Annotated in this window: 19 protein-coding genes; 15 read left to right on the top strand and 4 right to left on the bottom strand. The window is 48.0% G+C overall.

What is annotated here, in order from left to right; translation table 11 throughout:
* Positions 1–46 precede the first annotated feature (46 nt).
* Both ACWQXP_RS21780 and ACWQXP_RS21775 read left to right on the top strand, forming a co-directional pair.
* Positions 47–982 (top strand): IS110 family transposase, encoded by a 936-nt coding sequence (locus ACWQXP_RS21780; RefSeq protein ID WP_454064990.1) that lies wholly within the window; start codon positions 47–49, stop codon positions 980–982.
* A gap of 116 nt (positions 983–1,098) precedes the next feature.
* Positions 1,099–1,281 (top strand): hypothetical protein, encoded by a 183-nt coding sequence (locus ACWQXP_RS21775; protein ID WP_454064989.1) that lies wholly within the window; start codon positions 1,099–1,101, stop codon positions 1,279–1,281.
* 227 nt (positions 1,282–1,508) lie between these two features.
* On the opposite strand, the gene ACWQXP_RS21770 is transcribed toward ACWQXP_RS21775, so the two are convergent.
* The gene (locus ACWQXP_RS21770; RefSeq protein ID WP_454064988.1) at positions 1,509–2,957 is read right to left on the bottom strand and encodes a hypothetical protein; all 1,449 of its coding nucleotides are present in this window, start codon (positions 2,955–2,957) and stop codon (positions 1,509–1,511) included.
* A 568-nt stretch (positions 2,958–3,525) separates the two neighbouring features.
* On the bottom strand, positions 3,526–4,398 hold the full coding sequence (locus ACWQXP_RS21765) for a response regulator (protein ID WP_454064987.1): 873 nt from the start codon (positions 4,396–4,398) through the stop codon (positions 3,526–3,528).
* A 1,288-nt stretch (positions 4,399–5,686) separates the two neighbouring features.
* On the opposite strand from ACWQXP_RS21765, the gene ACWQXP_RS21760 reads away from it, so the two are divergent.
* Positions 5,687–6,001 (top strand): hypothetical protein, encoded by a 315-nt coding sequence (locus tag ACWQXP_RS21760; protein ID WP_454064986.1) that lies wholly within the window; start codon positions 5,687–5,689, stop codon positions 5,999–6,001.
* Positions 6,002–6,161: 160 nt separating this feature from the next.
* On the opposite strand, the gene ACWQXP_RS21755 is transcribed toward ACWQXP_RS21760, so the two are convergent.
* On the bottom strand, positions 6,162–8,942 hold the full coding sequence (locus tag ACWQXP_RS21755; protein WP_454064985.1) for an SNF2-related protein: 2,781 nt from the start codon (positions 8,940–8,942) through the stop codon (positions 6,162–6,164).
* Between the two features lie 357 nt (positions 8,943–9,299).
* Between ACWQXP_RS21755 and ACWQXP_RS21750 the strand changes: the two genes are divergently transcribed.
* From ACWQXP_RS21750 to ACWQXP_RS21710, 9 genes are all read left to right on the top strand, one after another.
* Positions 9,300–10,241, top strand: coding sequence for an SAM-dependent methyltransferase (locus ACWQXP_RS21750; RefSeq protein WP_454064984.1), 942 nt, complete (start codon positions 9,300–9,302; stop codon positions 10,239–10,241).
* 34 nt (positions 10,242–10,275) lie between these two features.
* Positions 10,276–11,034 (top strand): exodeoxyribonuclease III, encoded by a 759-nt coding sequence (locus ACWQXP_RS21745; protein ID WP_454064983.1) that lies wholly within the window; start codon positions 10,276–10,278, stop codon positions 11,032–11,034.
* 229 nt (positions 11,035–11,263) lie between these two features.
* A complete protein-coding gene (locus tag ACWQXP_RS21740; protein WP_454064982.1) occupies positions 11,264–12,124 on the top strand; it encodes an ATP-binding protein in 861 nt (286 codons plus the stop codon).
* A gap of 377 nt (positions 12,125–12,501) precedes the next feature.
* Positions 12,502–13,062: a TetR/AcrR family transcriptional regulator gene (locus ACWQXP_RS21735; RefSeq protein WP_454064981.1), complete on the top strand. Its 561-nt coding sequence runs from the start codon at positions 12,502–12,504 to the stop codon at positions 13,060–13,062.
* A 280-nt stretch (positions 13,063–13,342) separates the two neighbouring features.
* Positions 13,343–13,717, top strand: a complete 375-nt coding sequence (locus ACWQXP_RS21730) for a DsrE family protein (protein WP_454064980.1) — start codon at positions 13,343–13,345, stop codon at positions 13,715–13,717.
* Positions 13,718–13,848: 131 nt separating this feature from the next.
* Positions 13,849–14,796 carry a pyridoxamine 5'-phosphate oxidase family protein gene (locus ACWQXP_RS21725; RefSeq protein WP_454064979.1) on the top strand — a complete coding sequence of 316 codons (948 nt, stop codon included), beginning with the start codon at positions 13,849–13,851 and terminating at the stop codon, positions 14,794–14,796.
* Between the two features lie 15 nt (positions 14,797–14,811).
* Positions 14,812–15,627 (top strand): RNA polymerase sigma factor, encoded by an 816-nt coding sequence (locus ACWQXP_RS21720; RefSeq protein ID WP_454064978.1) that lies wholly within the window; start codon positions 14,812–14,814, stop codon positions 15,625–15,627.
* A gap of 26 nt (positions 15,628–15,653) precedes the next feature.
* On the top strand, positions 15,654–16,214 hold the full coding sequence (locus ACWQXP_RS21715; RefSeq protein ID WP_454064977.1) for an alpha/beta fold hydrolase: 561 nt from the start codon (positions 15,654–15,656) through the stop codon (positions 16,212–16,214).
* A 170-nt stretch (positions 16,215–16,384) separates the two neighbouring features.
* Positions 16,385–16,609, top strand: coding sequence for a hypothetical protein (locus ACWQXP_RS21710; RefSeq protein ID WP_454064976.1), 225 nt, complete (start codon positions 16,385–16,387; stop codon positions 16,607–16,609).
* Between the two features lie 210 nt (positions 16,610–16,819).
* Here ACWQXP_RS21710 and ACWQXP_RS21705 read toward each other — a convergent pair whose 3' ends face one another.
* Positions 16,820–17,407, bottom strand: a complete 588-nt coding sequence (locus tag ACWQXP_RS21705) for a TetR/AcrR family transcriptional regulator (RefSeq protein WP_454064975.1) — start codon at positions 17,405–17,407, stop codon at positions 16,820–16,822.
* 240 nt (positions 17,408–17,647) lie between these two features.
* Here ACWQXP_RS21705 and ACWQXP_RS21700 point away from each other — a divergent pair, with 240 nt between their 5' ends.
* From ACWQXP_RS21700 to ACWQXP_RS21690, 3 genes are all read left to right on the top strand, one after another.
* Positions 17,648–18,109, top strand: coding sequence for a YHS domain-containing (seleno)protein (locus ACWQXP_RS21700; protein ID WP_454064974.1), 462 nt, complete (start codon positions 17,648–17,650; stop codon positions 18,107–18,109).
* Positions 18,110–18,192: 83 nt separating this feature from the next.
* Positions 18,193–18,789 (top strand): cytochrome P460 family protein, encoded by a 597-nt coding sequence (locus ACWQXP_RS21695; protein WP_454064973.1) that lies wholly within the window; start codon positions 18,193–18,195, stop codon positions 18,787–18,789.
* A 311-nt stretch (positions 18,790–19,100) separates the two neighbouring features.
* Positions 19,101–19,412, top strand: a complete 312-nt coding sequence (locus ACWQXP_RS21690) for a hypothetical protein (protein WP_447968680.1) — start codon at positions 19,101–19,103, stop codon at positions 19,410–19,412.
* The last annotated feature ends 156 nt before the right edge of the window (positions 19,413–19,568 follow it).

The raw sequence follows: 19,568 nt of genomic DNA, 5'->3' as shown, positions 1-19,568 counted from the left end.
GCTCTTTTCCTGTTTCGCCAAATTCATGAAACTCATATAACTAGACTTGACCCCAAAATCCAATGAACTGGAGCCGATCCTTACGCAGCTCGCTCCCTTTCAGTCACAGCTCGAAGGGCTCGTGGTCGAGTCCACCTACAATTGGTACTGGGTAGTGGATGGGCTCATGGAGGCGGGCTATGCCGTGCACTTGGCGAACCCCGCCGCGATGCAACAATACGAAGGGCTCAAATACACCAATGATGACACCGACGCCCGGTGGCTGGCCCACGTGCTCCGGTTGGGCCTGTTGCCGACGGGGTACATCTATCCGAAGGCGGACCGAGCCGTGCGTGACTTGTTGCGCAAGCGCAGTCAGCTGGTGCGGCAGAAGACGGCCAATCTCCTCAGCCTTCAAAACTTACTCACACGGAATACTGGCCAGACGATGAGGGGAGATCGCGCCCAACAATTGACGCTCGATCATGTGGGTTCGTTGGTCACGCTTCCGGAACAAGCACTGGCGCTCCAAGTCACGGTCGCCGTGATGCGTCACCTTGCCGAGCAGATTACCCAGGTGGAACAGGCGGTGAAAGCCCGCGTGCATCTTCGGCCAACCTTTCAGGCCCTGTTGACGGTGCCCGGCATTGGACAGATCTTGGCCCTGACCATCATGCTCGAGACCGGCGACATTCGCCGCTTCCCTACGGTCGGCCAGTTTGCCTCGTACTGTCGCTGCGTGGGCAGCACGAAACTCAGCAATGGGAAACGCAAGGGGCAGGGCAACACCAAGAATGGGAATAAATATTTATCGTGGGCCTTCGTCGAAGCCGCCCATTTTGCCATTCGCTATGCGCCCCCAATTCGTCAGTTCTATGACCGAAAGCGCGCGAAGACCAAGGTGGTGATCGCCTTGAAGGCCGTCGCACATAAATTGGCGCGAGCCTGTTATTACGTCATGCGGGATGCAGTCCCGTTTGATATCACGCGAGCCTTTGCATAGTGGAGGGTGAGGGCCTGAGCTGGACTTGGGGTTGGTTCATAACCACGAGATTTGATTGGCCGAGCCCTCACCCCGTTCCTTCTCCCGCTGGCGGGAGCGACTGAGTCGCCTCGACGATGAGCCAACAAGGGGTTGGCGCTTGCAGGGCTCAAGACGACTCGCAAGCAGCCACACGATTTGTGTGTTCGCTGAATGGACCTCCGTCGGGCACTGCTGGTTTTCTGGGGCATGCGATGCCAGGGACCGAAGATTGGACACGCACACCACACGATCTTTTGCGTCTTGATCCTGATGGGTGACTGGTGCGTCTCAGGCAAGGAGACGACATCGACAGAAATGAAAACCCAGGTGCGAGCTCGGTTCGCTCACGGCAGAGAGAAGAGAAAACGCATTTCATAACAGAGAAAACACTGAGGAGTCGTCTGCCTACTTGACACCGCCTGCTAATGGGTGACCCCAAAATCTTGACCTCAAATTTTATATCGTTTTTGCTTAACCCCATCCGCTAACGATGATCAAATCCTCACTATTGGCTCTTCCCATCATATGTTGTCCCTAATTTTTTCATTATCCATTCCATCACTTGGTTTGGATGCCTTTCCTCAGACACTTTAGCCTTGGAATCCATTTTATCTGCTGGATTAAATGTGAGCTCAAAAAATGTCGCCGCAGCTATGGCATCCTTAAATGGCTCGGCTTGTTTTTTAAAACCTTCAACCGAGGATGCCAGTGAATATTTATAGGCGTAATGTTCCCTTAATCGAAAAAGAGCCGCATGCCGACCTGCCGCAAACTTCGCAAACCATGCGGCTGGAAGCAGGAGAAGAGCCCGCATGACAATCTGTCCAAAAAGTTCCAAGGTTGAGTTATCTGTGGTGACGTAGTGAATTTGCGATCCTGAAAGAACAAAAAATAGGAGAGGGAGAACTGAAACAACCAACAAAACCATTGCAAAATAAAATGCATTTTTTGCTTTTTTTAATTCTTCATCAAATTTTTCACGCAGCTTTCCAAATGATCCTGCTAAACCAGCAATAGTTGCTCCTGATAACATGCCTTCGGCTTGATCGTTTAGCTCGGTTATTTTTTTCTTGATATTTTTGAGATCAGTAAAAAGTTCCTCTTTGGTTTTCTCACCAGACTCAAAAGATTTTTCTCTATCATCTAACTCTTTTTGAAAACGTTCAAAAATAGGCTGGTAATTGTCTACCAGTGCTTTGAGTTTTTCAGCTTCCTCTTGAGTTTTCTGAATAGAAGTAACATCGCTCGTTCCTTGACTTTCGTATTCTTGAAGGGATTTCCTGGCTTTTTCTCCTTCATTTTGTAGCCGATCAAGCTCTCCTTTAATCTCCTCTCCCTTCTTTTTTTGAGTTTCTATTTCTTTATACGCCTCAGATACAAGGGTCAATATTTTTTCGCTTTCAGACCTCGCTTTTTTTAATTGATTAAGCTGTTTTGTAAATTCCGATAATGCTGAAGAAAAATCAGAGTATCCCTCCCCTTTAACAATCTGAGCGACAAGATAATAATTCTGTAATAGAGAATCGACGTTAGAATTAACCTGAGCGAACAATTTACTCAGATTAAGTGAGGCTTGGCCATTTTTGCTTTGGATAATCCAATGCTCTGGATCTATCGTACCTATTCCGCCGCCAGCACTTTCAATGTTATCTAGTTGGGTTTTGATGGTGTCGTAATTACTACTGACTTGGTCAATAGCACCTTTTAATTCATTCATATAGGTTGAAGGAACAAGAGACGTATTTTCTATATTTTCAAATCCAGCTATTAATTCAATTATTCCCAATAAACGTGTATCAATTTCGCCAAGGCTTTGTTGTAAGCCTAAGGTGACTATTTCAAAGTCCAGTTTCTGTCCATCTGTCCCTTCCAATTGACTCAAACGCTCCATGGTAGATGAACGCAAACCATTAAGGTCTTGGGCTTTTTGAAGGATAGTTTCTACGTGATTCATCTATTTTCCTACTTTTATTCACTCTCTGTTATCTCGTACAAAAAATGTTGGGAAATCCTATCAAATGCACCTTAATAGTCAAGGAAATTTGGGCAACTAATTTTACAAAAATGTCGCGTTGGGCGAGAGCTGAGGCTCTGTACCGATCCGGCTTATCGGCGAGCACTGTCCGAGCTTGCGAGTTGCGCAGCCATGTGATTGGGTGCAGGGTCGAAGGAACCCAAAGGGCCGCGACCGCGCGACAATGGGTTTGATCACTTTTGCCGAAACACAAGCTGACTCGGCTGCCGGGCCGAAAGCCGGCACATATCCTAAACACACGGGTCAAGTCTGTTTTTATAAAGAAAGGGGACATTCTCCTTTTTAGTGATGGCAAGGAACCCACTCTCTTTGTCAGAAACTTCACGATCACACCGTTTCTGACAACATGTTCTTTCAAACTATTTAAGACAAGTGAGAAGCGCGCGGGATGTCAGGAAATGGAGAATGTTTCCTTTGCTCAGGATGGTCCCTAATGCTCCACAACCGGCTGCCTTTTTGAATGTTGTACCAACGTCACTCGAGTGTCTTATAACCGATGGACTTTCCGCTCCTCCATCGCATTGGTGACTGACGGGAGGAGGTTCTCCTCCTGAAGAGGTTTGACCAGATAGTTGACGAGCATCCCGTGTGAGACGAGGCTGGCCAATGACTCGTTCTGGTGCAAATGGGTCTCCATCTCCGCCTCGTGCTGAACCACATTCCAAAGGAGCCTGGCAGTTGCGCCTCCCAATACTTCTGCCCTTGGGCCTTTATGCTCAGCAATGACCTGCTGCATGAGAGGATCTCCGGTTACGTCCACGATCAGATCGGTACCTTCCGAGGCAATCAGGCTCATTGCATCGTGGACGATTGGGATATGACGCTCATTGGCACGTTTCAGTGCTGGAGCGTTTGGATCTTTGTCGGTGATCCCGACAATCTCAATGCCGGGTAAATGGCTGAAGAGACTGAGCAGCGCGCTTCCACCTTGGCCGCCTCCGAGGATGGCGATTTTTGTTGGTCGGGTATTCCCCATCTCAAAGTGCGGTACCCCGGTTAGGCCAATCAGGGAGATACGTGGATAATTCTTCTTAAAATAGGTGATGGCCTCTAGGCCCTGGCGCTTGGGAATATCCGTGATGATGACGTCGACCATAAAGGAATTCTCGTCCGAACCCATCGCCTCGATAGCCTTCTCTCCGTCCTCGACCTCGATCACATCGTATCCGGCTCCCTCGAGAAGCACGCGTATATTTTCTCTGACGACCGACTCATCTTCGACGACCATCACACAGCCCTTTGTCCCCTTCGGTCTTTTTTTGGGGGACAGGAAACCCAGGCAGACGTACAAGACCCAGACCATTACGGCGAGGGCGACCACAATCCCCAAATATCCCCAGAATCCCAGTGTTGTGAACATGTTGACCTCCTTTGTGCTGTAAGCCCCTCTAAGGGTAGTCCCCTGAGGTGACTATTCAGAATCCACGTTCGTCTCCCGCACTCGCCTGCCTGAGAGGTTGACGTTTCATGTTCAGCTCAACGACTGCACTGGATTTCAATCATTTCATAGGGTATGAGACGATGATGCACCCTATGACATCGTTAAGCTTCTCATCCCGCTTCGGACTGAGGTTGCTCATCGTAAGGTAGGCCGTTAACCGAATTTTCAACTGAGCCTATGGGCAGGCTACGTGGCACCTTTCACGTCCTGCTGAAAACAAAAAAGCCCTTCGGGCACGTTGCCACCCGAAGGGCTTGAGAGAGCAGTCCTGAATCCAGACGACGTATTGTTAGGCCAGTCACCCCATGGACACCTCGACTGACTGGTATTAGAGCTGTAAGCCTACGCCTTCTTGCGAAGGGGGTCAAGCGAGCCCACGGCCCCAAAGGGATGCTGGGGTACTTTTTGCGCCATGACAATAGCCAGGCCCATATAGTCATCCGGACTCATGGGCGGCGTTGTCTTAAATATTTTCCGAATATCTTTTTGTCAGGCCATGGGGTTATGACATTGAAGTCGCGTTCCGTTGTCCGGCTGTCTGTCTCTCAATAAAAATTTCCCCATTCAGGCTCGAATGTTCTATTTCAAAGTTTATCACTAAAAAATACCATACATTCATTGTCCCTTTCTGAAATCTTTGCAGAAAACACGGATATTTTTATCCTGTTGCTTACTCCGGGCACAACATTGTGGCTTGTTGCGGCTTATTGGATGGTTCCTTTCTTGTCTCTGACACCTTTCTTAAACTTCCATTGTGAAACGGGTGAGAGGATTCTGTCTTTGCTTTCGACCACAGGAGGAGGCAGGCAAACGCAAAACGATTTTGAGATTCGTTTAATCGGGGGAGTGGGTGTATATATGCTTGAGTGTAAATAAGAAGAAGGACGGATGTTGATCAATACATATCTCGAGCCTTTCCCACATTCCTCATTGTTAAAATAGTTCTCTGCGGGTTCTTGTGAGGGATATGGAATAGTCTTCCCTTCTTTCCTACCCACAACCACGGTACCATCGCAGATATGAAATTTTGTGTCCAGTGTTGATGTGGAAGCCCAGAGATTGGCATCATGTCACGTGCGCTCTATAGGAAAGACGTTCAACAATCGATGTGACCCGTTCTCCCCATCAACCTTGGGCGGGGCCCGGAGGTATTCCAGGGTTTCGACCAAGAACGAAGTGGCGTAGTACCTGATCTGGAGTTCTTTCCATGCGATTCTATATTTTACGTAATCAGGAGGTCGTTCTCGCTTCAGGCGCGAAGGAGTTTGGCGAATGGATGGAAACGGCTGATCGAGTGGTGAGTCACACAGAGGTGGCTGATGTTGAGGTGTCGACGGTGTTCCTTGGCATTGACCATCAGTTCTTTGCTGGCCCCCCTCTCCTGTTTGAAACGATGGTGTTTGGTGGCGATCTTGACCAAACGTGCCGCCGCTGTTCCACATGGGATGAAGCCGTGGCGCAACATGAGTCAATCTTGTCAGAAGTATTAAATCGCATGTATGGCTATTATAAGCCTGGTTAAATCTGTGTCGTTTCACTTGAGAAAGGGGTCATTCTCCTTTTTTGAAGTCCCGTCATCCCAGCATGCCTTCTTCACCTGGGCCAGCTCATGGCTTAACGGGCTGACCTCATCTTTTGCCCCAGGCCGTCGGCCCGAGCCCGGAAACGCGCCATCCGATGGGTTAATGCGTATACATGACACGCAACGCAGACAGCTTTACGGTACTGCTTTGTAAGCGCTCTTCCAGATCGGAAATTTGCGTGCTCAGTGCTTGAACTTCTTCCATGCGAATGGTCGGGTTGCACTTTTTCAGGGTACGCAGGCGTTGTAATTCCCCATCTAATTCTGCATGCATCGCCGCGATGGCTGTCTTGCGAATCATAGGGAGTTGTTGGGTGGCCATTTCCTCAATGATTTGTATTTGTTTTTTTACTGTTGCACGTGTCTTTTCGATCATTTTCCGTGCCACTTCCTGATGGATTGTCTTTAAGAGGTGTTCGTAGGAGTCAGGTGGTAGTTGGCGTGCAAAGTTTTTCCCGTTCTGGTTGACCATCAAGCGTAATGCATTGCACGGAAGGAAGCGACCGATGTCTAAGTAGGCAGGAGCGGGGCAGTTGGGTTCGAATAGGGCTTCGATAAAAATTTGGCGAGGGGGAAGTTGTGGCATGTGTAGCGTACAGATGCTGACCCTGCCTTTGTCTCCGTTCACAATCATGTCGATTGTCGCACGCACCAATGGATGTTCCCAGGTCAGAAACTGCATGTCTTCTCGCGCAAGCGCGGTCTCGCGGTTGGTCGTGACGGTCATGCCGTCTTCGGGTAACTCAGGAAATTGTTCGACCTCTAAATGTGCACCCGGTCGCAGAATCCAACTGTTGAGCGAATGATCTTCAATTTCAATTCCAAAACAATCAAACGTGTGTTCGAGATATCGTGATAACACGTCCGCCTGTTCATTGTGATTGATTTCTTCAATCAAGGGGTCGGCAATGTCCTTCCGGCAACCACTGAGTTCGAGTAAGCGATTTCTCCCGAGGTTGAGTTGCTGGGTCTTTTCTTCGTGCAGATGCTGACATTTGCGGATAAACTGCTCTTCATCGGGGTGGTCGCCATGAAGGTACGTGGCAAATTGTTCATCCATCTCGGCTTTTATGTATGGGCCGGTGACACAACTCTGCTCAAACGCATTGAGTGCATGATCGTACCAGTGGCTTAGCCGTGCTTCTCTTGAGCCACCTGCAACAGGCACGTGAATATTAATATCGTGCTGCTGTCCGATTCTATCCAGGCGGCCAATGCGCTGCTCCAGTAAATCAGGGTTGTCGGGCAAGTCGAACAACACGATATTGTGTAGAAACTGAAAGTTACGGCCTTCGCTGCCTATCTCCGAGCAAATCAAAAGTTGCGCACCATCCTCGGCTTCGGCAAACCAGGCGGCCGCGCGATCTCGTTCCAGGAGATTCATATCTTCGTGAAATACGCTGGCTCGCAGGCTATATTTCTGAAGCAGTCTTTTTGCCGTGGTTATCACGGTCTCGGCTGTTGCGCAAATCAAGAGGACTTTGTTCGGCGATAGTTCGCGTAGTTTGTCTGACAGCCAGTGAATACGAGTCTTCTTACTGTCATCATCAAGTACAGCAGGAATGTAATGACGCTGAGGAAACCCGCTGATGGTCGCGCGCGAGTTTCTGAACAACATGCGGCCCGTGCCGTGTTGATCAATTAACGTATCGATAATGTGTCGTCGAAGTTTGTGAGCTTTGTCGTTTGCCGCATTGATGGCCTCTAGCTCGATGGCGTCGCCATCCTCAATAAGTAAACGTAATCGCGTGAGATCGCTTTCCGTCATATCATGATTGTCGAGTAGCAGATTGACGAGCTCGGTCGTTTTCGCATGTTGTTTCTCCTCGGATATATAACTTTCGAGCGAGTGGAAACGCGCTGGGTCGAGTAGTCGTAGGCGAGCAAAATGCCCCGCCGTGCCGAATTGCTCGGGTGTGGCCGTTAATAACAACACGGCATCTGTCTGATGAGCCAATGTCTCGATGTGTCGATATTCCCGGCTGCTCTCACTTGGTGTCCACTCAAGATGATGCGCTTCATCGACGACCAGAATATCCCAATCGCACGCCGCAATGAACGGAGCGATTTCCCTGCGACAGGCAAATGTTAATCCGCATAACACGAGGGAGAATTGATCGAAATAATTTTCAATAGGCGCCGGTTCTTCAAAATCGTCACCCTCAGGGTCATCATTGGCATAATACTGTTCATCGATGACGGTGAAGCGTAAATTAAAGCGTCGTCGTAATTCCACTAACCACTGATTCAGCAGTGGTTCTGGTACGATAATTAAGGCACGGTGTATTTTTCCGGTCAGTATCAGACGGTGCAGAATTAACCCGGCCTCAATGGTTTTGCCGAGACCCACTTCATCGGCGAGGAGCACACGAGGGGCTGTTCTCTTTGACACTTCATGGGCAATATACATTTGATGTGGAATCAGGCTGACACGTGGCCCGTGCAAGCCAAAGCTTGCGGATGTTTGTTGTGTGGCCAGGTGTTGCAGTGTGGCCGCGCGCAATTCAAACCAGTGGTTGCTGTCAATTTGCCCTGCAAGCAGTTTGTCTTGAGGTAAATTAAACGTCATGTCATCGGACAGTTCACTTTCATGTAGGGTGGCCGTTTCGCCACTGTCTCGAATGCCGTGGTAGCGTAGAGTGTCATTGACCTCTTCGATGGTGGTAATCGACAGACACGACCCATCAATACTTGTAATTGAATCACCAACAGTAAATTTGACGCGCGTCAGCGGGGCAGTATTTTTTGCATAGGTGAGCGTTTCTTTAACGGCGGGAAATTCTATTTGAACTGTGCGCACGGTTACGTCTTGGACGATGCCCAACCCGAGGGCGGCATCGTTGTCACTGACCCAGCGTTGGCCGGGAGCAAAGTTATGCATCGTGTTCGTTTAAACTCATTTAAAGAAAGGGGATGTTTCCCTTTTTAGGGATGGGGGGAAACCACTGTCCTTTTCAAAAACTTCAAGATAACACAGTTCCTGATAATATTTTCATTCAAAATGTTTAGGGCAAAGTGAATAGAGCACGCGCTGATATACGTTAATCCTCTACTCTTTTTTACACTTCCGCCCTGCGAACAAGCGTATTGTGCTTTCTTCATGGGCGGGCAATCAGGCCAGCTAGCTCAGCCTCTCACCACAACTATTGCTCTCACTATGCCGTTGGACCTCTCCGAGAGCCACGGATTAGCAAATTAGTCCTTCAATATGTTTCGACGACAGGTATACTTACAATCAATGTCAGCCAAAATACAATATGCTTATCTGGCTTCGGAAGGATTTCAGGATCAACTCGTCAACGAGCTTAAGGGTATTCAATCCCAACATGGACGGTTGATTTTGACGGATCGTCTTCCTGTACAGCCTCCCTTATGGGCGCAGAATTGTTGGCGCAATCCCATCTTGATACCCATACAGTCCATTTCGGACGCGGCCCAACAGCTCAAATCCCTTCAAAGAAACTGGAGCCTGTACTCCTTTCACTTACATCGACGGGGCCAACTGATTCAGGACCAACTTCCTTCTGTCTCCGCAAAACCGCTACATTTTCCAACACGGCTCCCTCAGTCTCCTCTCGGGTCATGGACTCTTCTGGATCGAGAGACTCTTTTGGCCGCCAGCGACTGTTCCAGTTCATTTCCAAATGGAGCAATACAGTTTGTGGAGGATAAGACGCACCCACCTAACCGGGCGTACCTGAAGTTATGGGAAGCACTGACGACCGTCCAGGACTATCCCAACTCTGACCAGTTTTGCATTGATGTCGGAGCAAGCCCAGGTGGATGGACCTGGGTCTTGGCCAAATTGGGCGCTGAAGTTTTAAGCATTGACCGATCATTGTTAGACGAACGAATATCTAAAATGCCGGGTGTCTCTTTTCAAAAAGGGGATGCCTTTTCCCTCAGTCCTGAAAAGTTCAAAGAGTCTCGAGACCAAACCGACTGGCTCTTCAGCGACCTCGTGTGTTATCCCGAAAAACTGTTCGATTGGGTCATGATGTGGGTCGAATCAGGCATATGCCATAATTTTATTTGTACTCTGAAGTTTCAGGGGGACAGCGATTACCAGATAGCCCAAAAATTTGCCGCCATTCCCCATAGCCAAGTGCTTCACCTTTTTCACAACAAGCATGAGTTGACCTGGATAAAGATGAAAGCCTGGGAACCCATTCCCGAATGACACGCAGTTACACTGGTATGGAGAATATGAAGAAATGAAACTGATCTCCTGGAACGTGAACGGCATTCGATCCGTGATTAAAAAAGAATTTGCGGCATCACTTGAGGTGATGAACCCAGATGTGCTCTGTCTTCAAGAAACCAAAGCACAAGATGATCAGGTATTGGAAACATTACAAGATATTTCCGGCTACCATATTTATGCGAACTCGGCCATTAAAAAAGGGTATTCGGGGACAGCCATTCTTTCAAAAAAGGCACCGCTTCGCGTGTCCGACGGCATAGGGATTCAGAAACACGATCAAGAAGGTCGAGTCTTGACAGCAGAATTCAAAGACTACTACCTGGTCAACACCTATGTCCCTAATTCTCAGAATGGATTAAAACGCCTACCGTATCGACAGCAATGGGATCACGATATGTTGGCGTATCTGAAAGGGTTGGAAGCCAAGAAACCCGTGGTGTGGTCTGGTGATCTGAATGTCGCTCACAAGCCGATTGATCTTAAAAACGATAAGGCCAACTATAACAAGACCGCTGGGTATACCCAGCAAGAGATTGACGGGATGGACAATTATCACAAGAGTGGATTCGTCGACTCTTTCAGGCATTTTTATCCAGAAGTTGAGAAATACTCATGGTGGAGCTATAGGATGAATGCCAGAGAGAAAAATGTCGGCTGGAGGATCGATTATTTTTTGATTTCTGAGCTATTGATGCCAAAGATCGGTCACGCGTTTATCCTCAATGAAATCTACGGCTCAGACCATTGTCCCGTTGGAGTCGAGCTATAGAGGGACGGTTAGAGAAAGGGGACATTTTCCTTTTTAGTGGTGGCGAGGAACCCGCTCTCTTTGTAAGAAACTTAACGATCACACCGTTTCTGACAACATGTTCTTTCCAAACTATTTAAGATAAAGCGAGAAGGGCACGGGATGGCAGGAAAAGGAGAATGTCCCCTTTTCCCCTTTTCCTGACCTGACACTTCCCAAGGTATCGGAATCGTTGGCCGGCAGGAGCGAGGTGCATCACCTTTGGCCGTTATCTCAGGACGAGATTCAGGGACAGGTTTCGACCTTTCTTACCATACTCACGTCAGGGCATTCATCGTTCAAAACGTCAGGGACGTCATGGGAAACCATCGTGACAAGGATGAGAGTCGGGGGATACCCCGAACCTTTAGCGCGCGCGTCAGAGGTACGACAGGAGAAGTGGTTCGCCTCCTATATTAATGCGATTTTGCAAAAAGATATTCGCGAATTAGCCAACATAGAAGGGTTTGTGCAGCTTCCCAATCTCCTGGAACTGATTGCCGGCAGAGTTGGGAGCATCGTGAATTTTGCTGACCTCTCCAGGACTTCCGGCATTCCACAGACAACCTTGCAACGATACTACACGCTCTTGCGTCAAGTGTTTTTGGTGGTCCACCTTCCGGCTTGGACTCCCAACTTTGAGGGCCGAGTAATCAAAGCCCCAAAAGTCTTCTTCAATGATGCTGGCATTCTGTGTCATTTACGAGGAGAGAGCATCGGGAGCTTACGGCATGATCGAAACAGAGTTGGGGCAATATTTGAAAACTTTGCCGTGATGGAAATCATTAAGCAATTGAGTTGGTCTGAACTTTCGCTCAAGCCTTATCACTTTCGAACCCATAAAGGGCAGGAAGTAGATCTAGTCTTGGAGGGGAGAACCAAACAACTTTATGGCGTCGAAGTCAAAACGTCTTCATCTGTTACAAGCCAAGACTTTAAAGGCCTCCGATATCTGAGGGAAATGCATCCGAAGAAATTCACCAAAGGCGTTGTTCTGTATACCGGAGATCAAGTCATAAAGTTTGAGGACAACCTTTACGCGGTCCCGGTCTCTGCACTTTGGGCAAAATAGAATTTCTGAAGAGGAGCCGCACTGAGGGCTGGTCAGACTCGCTTTTTCACCTTCTATAATACCGAGTGCGGGCATCAAGCATTGCACCGACAAACATCCGACGCCGTGACTGAGGGCAAGTACAGATGGAAAGCGCAGCGTAATGCGAGGTAGAACTATCACTTAGAGACCTGTCCAAGGATCAGGGGCCACTTCTTAAAGCCGTGTCACACTCTAACTATTTAATCTAATTGAACGTTTCGCAGGAACTCACCATTCTTCGCCTTCCCTTTCCCAAAACAAAAAAAGTTGAAATATGTTGTAACAAAAGGAATATGAAGTTGACTGTTGACTTATACCGAACGTTCGGTAAATAATGGGGCAACAAAGGAGACACTATGCCCATCACTAAAGTGAATGAAGATGAATTGCTCGACCGCTTAACCGAGGTGTTTCGCACGTACGGCTATGAAGGGGCAAGTTTGAGTTTGATTTCGAAAGCGACGGGCCTTCAACGTGCCAGTTTGTATCATCGCTTTCCCGGTGGGAAGGAAGACATGGCCAAAGCGGTATTGGAACGTGCAGGACAATGGCTCACCAGTCGCGTCTTGGCTCCTCTTTCGGGACAAGGCAAACCGGTAGACCGTATCCGTCATATGGCGAAAGAACTTCATGCGTTTTATGCTGGTGGAAAACACTGCTGTCTGTTGGATTCCCTCTCATTTGGTTCGGATGACAATGACATTCGACACCATGTCCAACAAGGCATGAGTGTGTGGGTGGACGAACTCGCAAAGGTTGCGCGCGAAGGCGGAGTCACGGCCAAGAAAGCCCGGATGTACGCGCAAGATGCCATTAGTCACATTCAAGGCACGCTCGTGGTTGCTCGTGTGATGAAAGATTATGGTCCTTTTGAACGCATGCTCACAGAGCTCCCGACGACTCTTTTACGGAAATAACCATGAGAAGCTTTCATATCTTAATTTTTAGACAAGGTAACCTCTCACCCCAACCCTTCATTCCTCTTGGGACCGAAGCCCCTGAGGGGGAGGGAGTTGAGATGTACCTGTTGAAATTTAAGAGCCTGTACTTATTGCTTCTTGACGCAAGCACCCTCTCACGTCCGTGGCTGGTAGGCCACGAAAGGGGGTAAATCCAGGGCATATATTTTTTGCCCTATAATTTTACCGAACGTTCGGTATATTTTACTTACTTCTCACTCCCAAGGAGGACCGCACCATGAAAGTCACCATCGTCATTTTTTCAGATCCCAAGAATGGTTCAGAGGAAGCCCTCGGTCGCGTGTTTAATGGATTGGCCGCTGCCTATGATTTTAAGCAGGCTGGTGATGAGGCCACGATTATTTTCCAAGGTACTGGCATCCGTTGGATTGGTGAGCTGACAAAAAAGGACCATCCGGCGCATGAATTGTTTGAGGCCGTGAAGGATCAGGTGGCTGGAGTGTCCTGCGGCTGTGCAGATGTGTTTGGAAGCTCGGAAGAAGCGACCAAGTCGGGGTTCGATCTCATTAAAAATAACCCCGTTCCTGGAACCACCGGCATGTCCAGCTTTCGAAAGCTTCTTTCTGAAGAATCGACTGTTCTGACTTTTTAGCCAAAAGCTTTCTCCCCATCTTTAGGGAGAGAGGAGTGAGGTGAGGGGGGATTGCTTTTTGTAAATTGGCAGTTGCCCTCACCCTAGCCCTCTCCCCTCAAGGGAGAGGGTATAAGAAAAGGAACATGAACATGAAGATCGAATCCCCATACCACGAAGGTGAACTACAGGTTCAAGCACGCGTGGGAGTCTTGGAGGAAGGCGCGATGAACTCGCGTGTGATTCAAGATTCCATCATCAAAGGTGCGCTGAAATTTATCAATCAACTCCCCATGGCCGTGTTCGGCAGCCTGGACCAAGAACCCCACGTCTGGGCCTCGGTCTTCGTGGGCATGCCAGGCTTCATGCAAGCAGAAAATGACCGCACCGTCACCTTCGACCTCAGTTGCATGATGCCCAACCCCGAGGATCCCTTCTGGGAGAACATACAACGAAATTCCCAAGTCGGTATGTTGGCAATAGAACTGGCCTCACGCAGACGATTGCGGATTAATGGAAGAATTTCCCGATTGTCGGAAGACAGCCTGCAACTCCATGTAGAAGAATCGTATCCCAATTGCTCGAAGTACATTCAGAAACGACATCTGACTATTCCTCAAACCGGATTCAACCTGGCCTCATCCTCTGCAGTGCAGGGAGAGGAGCTCGGTCTTATCCAACGCGCACTTATCACCAACGCTGACACCTTTTTTGTCGCCAGCGTACATTCAGAACGTGGGGTGGATGCCTCACACCGTGGAGGAAACCCTGGATTTGTGAAGGTCCTCGACGACCGCATACTCCATATCCCCGACTATATCGGCAACTCCATGTTCAACACCCTTGGCAACTTTACTGTCAATCCTCGGGCAGGGTTGATTTTTCTCGACTTTGAATCTCATCGAACTCTCCAACTGACAGGTCGGACGGAAGTGTTATACGACCTCGATAACCCTACAGAGGAAACTGGAGGGACGAATCGGTATTGGCAATTTCAGATTGACCGTTGGATAGAAATCAACCATGCCTCTCAGTTGGACTGGTCATTTTTGGATTATTCACCACATAACCCTTCCATCTATAACGGTGTGGAATCATAAAAAAGGAGAAAAAACATGAACGTGCTAGAAAGGCCGTTTGCAGGCTCTGCGAGTGTCACCAACGTCGGACAAAATCCAGGGAGTTTGCTTCAGAACTCCCGTCGTGAGCTTTCTCGCGATACGTTAGATGAGACAGACGAAGAACGTGTATTGATTGAAGCTCTGCGGAAAGGTGAAGAGATTGCTTTCAGTACTTTGATCGATCGCTATCATGGAAGACTCTTGCGATTGGCCAGGGCATTTGTCCCAAGTGAAGCTGTGGCTGAAGAGGTAGTGCAAGAAACCTGGATACATATCTTAGAAGGTATTCATCGCTTTGAAGGACGGTCATCCCTCAAGACCTGGATATTCAAGATTCTGACAAATCGTGCAAAAACCAGGGGGATACGAGAAAGTCGTTACGTGTCATTGACAGATTCGAGAGCTGGTGACGATGACGAAGGGGACGATGATCTAGGACCTGACAAATATCTCAGAAAAGGACCCTTTGCTGATCATTCGGTTGTCATTCCCCTCTCTTGGGAACAGAGGACGCCCGAGAGGTGGTTATTATCAAAAGAATGTGGTGAACAGATAGAACAAGCTATTCGAAGACTGCCGGAGGCAGAGCAAAAGGTTGTTGTTCTACGTGATGTGGAAGGGATGAACACGAATGACATTTGCGCCATGTTGCAGATCACTGAAACCCATCAACGCGTGCTGCTCCATCGTGCACGGGCTAAGGTCAGAAATTTTCTGGATGGGTATCTGCAAGACAACTCGACGAAGTTATCGAATTCAGATCCTTGGAACGTGACGAGGACCATACAAGTTGCGACGGCATCTCCATAGCATACAGGAAGGACGGGAAAATCATTGTGGGCACCACACTATTGCATGAAATAACACAACCAGCTGCAGTGAAAGCGTCAGAGACATTTGATCATACCTGGCCATACGCTGCACACTATTCCTCTGCTCCGGGATTTGCCATGCATTACATCGATGAAGGGGAGGAGGAGCCCTTGCTCTGGTTACATAGCGAACCCACGTGGGGCTATCTGTTCCGCCACCAGATTGCAGCACTCAAAGACACGTGTCGTGTCGTTCCAGACCATAGGGGTTTTGGCAAAAGTGAGATGCCGAATCATCGTACCTTTTTACTGCAGGATCATATCGGTAATCTTGAAGCCTTTATTCTGGATTTGGATTTAACAGACATCACGTTAGGCATGTATGACTTCGGTGGTCCAGTCGGAATGGGCCTAGCTATTCGTCACCCGAACCGCATCAAACGGATCATCAGCATGAACGGACCCACGCCTTTAGGGCAAGCGGATTTAATGGACAGACTTGCGGCAAATATTTCCGTTTCGCCGTGGTTTCGATGGATGGTAAAGGCTGAAGAAGAAGGCACACTTGGAAAAAGTGTTGAGTGAAAGTCATTACAATATGTTGAGCACCCTCAAACTTAATGGTTTTGTCGACAACTTCATTATCAATGATACCTGGGTAGAAAGCCTATCGTGCGTCGTTCCCCTCCTCGGCCTATGCGTTAGGCGTCATTGGGTGGGCGAAGGGCTATGCCACAGAGCAGCATCGGTTCGAAATGCCATCCGAAGAGGTCAAGGACATCCTCGCTGACAAGTCCGCACTCGCTATTTGGGGCAAGCAGGATCGTACATTGCATGGTGAGCATTTTCTTCCATTATTCCGATCGGCTTTTCCTGACGGTATTGTTCACGAAATTGACAAAGCTGGACATTACAGTCCTGAAGACCAACCTATGCTGGTTGGACATCTGATTGATCACTTTATGCAGGAGACTAGATAAATCAGAAATGCAAGAAAACTTCCAATGTCTTGAAGATTCTAATGAGACAGGTGATGGAAGCTATGGCTTAAGAACAATCGACTGACTTTAAACCTGGGGCATATTCAACTTCTATGAATCGTCGATACAAGATTTGTCTCAAACCATTATTGGTGTGCGGTTATAAATTGTTACAAGACGTCGTTGGTTAGTCCGATTGTCATGTATCGATTAATTCTTTGGAGGGATGGCCTTGTCAATCAGCGCTTTCGCGGCTCGTTTAGCGATTTGTGCAGTTTTGGGGCTTTGAGAGACTTGAGCGGTGACCGTTGCCCCTTCCAGTAATAGCGCTAATTCTTCGGCAAGCTCCATCGGGTTAGACGCCCCTGCCTCTTCGCAAAGCTCATGAATATACCCTCTTACGAGTCTTTTATATTCCTTGCATATCTGTCGAATAGGAGTCTCATCATCTGAGTATTCACCAATGGTATTGATGAACAGACAGCCGTAAAAGTTACGTTCCTGAAACCATCGTTGCGCGAAATCAAAAATAGCTAACAGACGTGTTCTTGGCGTTTTCCCCCCACTCTCAACCCGGCGCATAAATTCATTCCGAGCGAGTCCGTCGTAATGCCGTAGAACGGCAAGGACCAGTTCATCTTTCGAACGAAAATGTGCATACAGTGTTTTTTTTGTTACGCCGGATTGTTCGACAATGGAATCCACTCCGGTGGCATGAATTCCATTCTTGGCAAATAACTCAAGAGCCGTTTTGATCAGGAGCTCGCGTTTAGAAAGGCTGCTGGTTTTCTTCTTCATTTCACACCACTGTCCTGTCTACTCATAAGTTCTGTTATGTCTTTTCTGTATCCTTAAGGGTGACAGTCGTCAGTGTAGGACGAAGATTCCACAAAAACAACAATATTCTTGAATTGTCATTCTATGTAAATAATAAAAGGCAAGCTGTAACAAAAACGATTCTTAGTTGACTAGGCTTCATAAAGTATACAGATCGGTATACATTGTTATTTACACTTTTTCCCAAAAAGGAGGTTCACCATGAAGGTGATGACCAAATCAATTATTTCAGCATGCGTTCTTCTTGTTGCAGTCGTGGCCACGCCAGTTTTCGGACAGGATGTGACAAAAAGCACGCCAGGACTTAGCGGCTATGATCCGGTGGCGTACTTTACAGACGGCAAGCCGATGAGGGGCAGTGGGTATCATGTCGCCGAATTCGACGGAGTGACCTATGCCTTTGCGAATGAAGATCATAAAGAGATGTTCGAAGCCAATCCGGACAAGTTTGTTCCAGCCTATGGAGGATACTGTGCCTATGGTGTTGCTGTGGGGAAGAAGTTTGTCTCTGACCCTGAAGCGTGGAAGATTGTTGAGGGACGACTGTATCTCAATTTGGATCGAGACATCCAAAACAAGTGGCTCAAAGATATTCCTGGCTATATCGAACAGTCCGAGGAAAATTGGAAAGACATTAAAGGGAAAGCCCCGTCGGCTTTGTAACATATGGGAGATGTGAGGCCTGCTGTAAGCCATAGGCAGGCCTCATTTTTCTGGTTATTTAATATTGAGTCAAGGAGATAGGTATGAAACGAGTGGCAATGAGCGTTGTGGTGTTAATTCTCGGGTTGGGAAGTTGGACAGGATGGGCCATGACCGATGCTGAAAAGCCTTTTGTCTCAAACATCGACTCCCAAACCGGGGACATTCATGTTCCTGAGGGGTATACCTTGTGGCCTGTGCTTGGCACTTGGTCGCATGCGAAGACAGAAGGGGATTCGGGGATACAAGAACATCACGTGGTGTATACGCAACCTGAAACGATTCGGCATTACCAACAGACTGGCGAGTTCCCTGACGGAGCCGTCTTGGTGAAAGAACTGTTGAATACAAAGACCATGGCTATGACGACCGGACCTGCTGTAGGACATGCCACCACAGTCAAGGGGTGGTTTGTGCTGATCAGAGACACGAAGGGGCGCTTTCCTTCATCAAGCTTATGGGGTGATGGATGGGGATGGTCGTTTTTTGATGCGGAAGATTCCATGCACACGGAATCAAAAGATTACAAGACCGACTGTATCCCATGCCATACGCCAGCCAGGCAATTGGCGCCAAAAGAGACAGTTGATGCCGATAAATGGATCTATTCGTTCGGATATCCTGTGCTTCAGAATAAGTAAGGATCAAGGATAGATGGGGAAATCTCTAACATCTTGAATCGACATCTTCGGCAGGTAGTGACGTCTGGTCACTGCCTGCCAAACCCTTCATCTCACCATCAATATTTGATCCCGACGAACGATTCAACAGAAGTCTTAATCCTCACTTTTTAATCGTCCCATAAAGAAATAGTTTGGATAAGTTAGCTTTTGCATTGAGAAAGAGAAGACGGTAAAATGCTTAAATATGAAATTAAACGTAGAAGTTGTTGTCATGAAAAAGTCAAACCGAACAGTCGCTGGAAGTTTTATTTAGAAAGTACCGTAAGGTCGTGGTCATATCATTTCCCACAATCGCCAGTTGTGTATTTGCTGCGTATCTCTTTGGCGGAACGGATCTCGAAGATCACAGTTACGAACCAATTCCCAATCCGTCCTCAGAATGCACATTTTCTGCCTGGGTTAACGAGGGAGAGTTTCATCTTGAGAGAGACGGCCATGAAGTCTTTATCGCTCTTCCAATCCATCGAGGCTGGTACCGGTTTCAATACGATTGGGGCCAAGATCAAGCTTACATGTCAGTGCCTGGGGAAACGAGGTGGTATCCAATCCCTGTTCGCATGGGTTCCGATGAATTTTATTAATAAACTTACCGGTCTTAGTAGGGTCAGAGTCGAATTATTCTTCAGAAAAATGGAGAGTTTACAGATGCGGCATGTATAGAGAACTTAAAGGGGGTTTTGGTTCATGGGTAGGTAAGGTGAAGCGGGTAGGGGGTGCGGAGTGCATGTGTGTGGTGT

Source organism: Candidatus Nitrospira salsa, assembly GCF_965152625.1.
The sequence above is the reverse complement of the archived record's forward strand: the minus strand, read 5'-3'. Positions and strand labels throughout refer to the sequence as shown.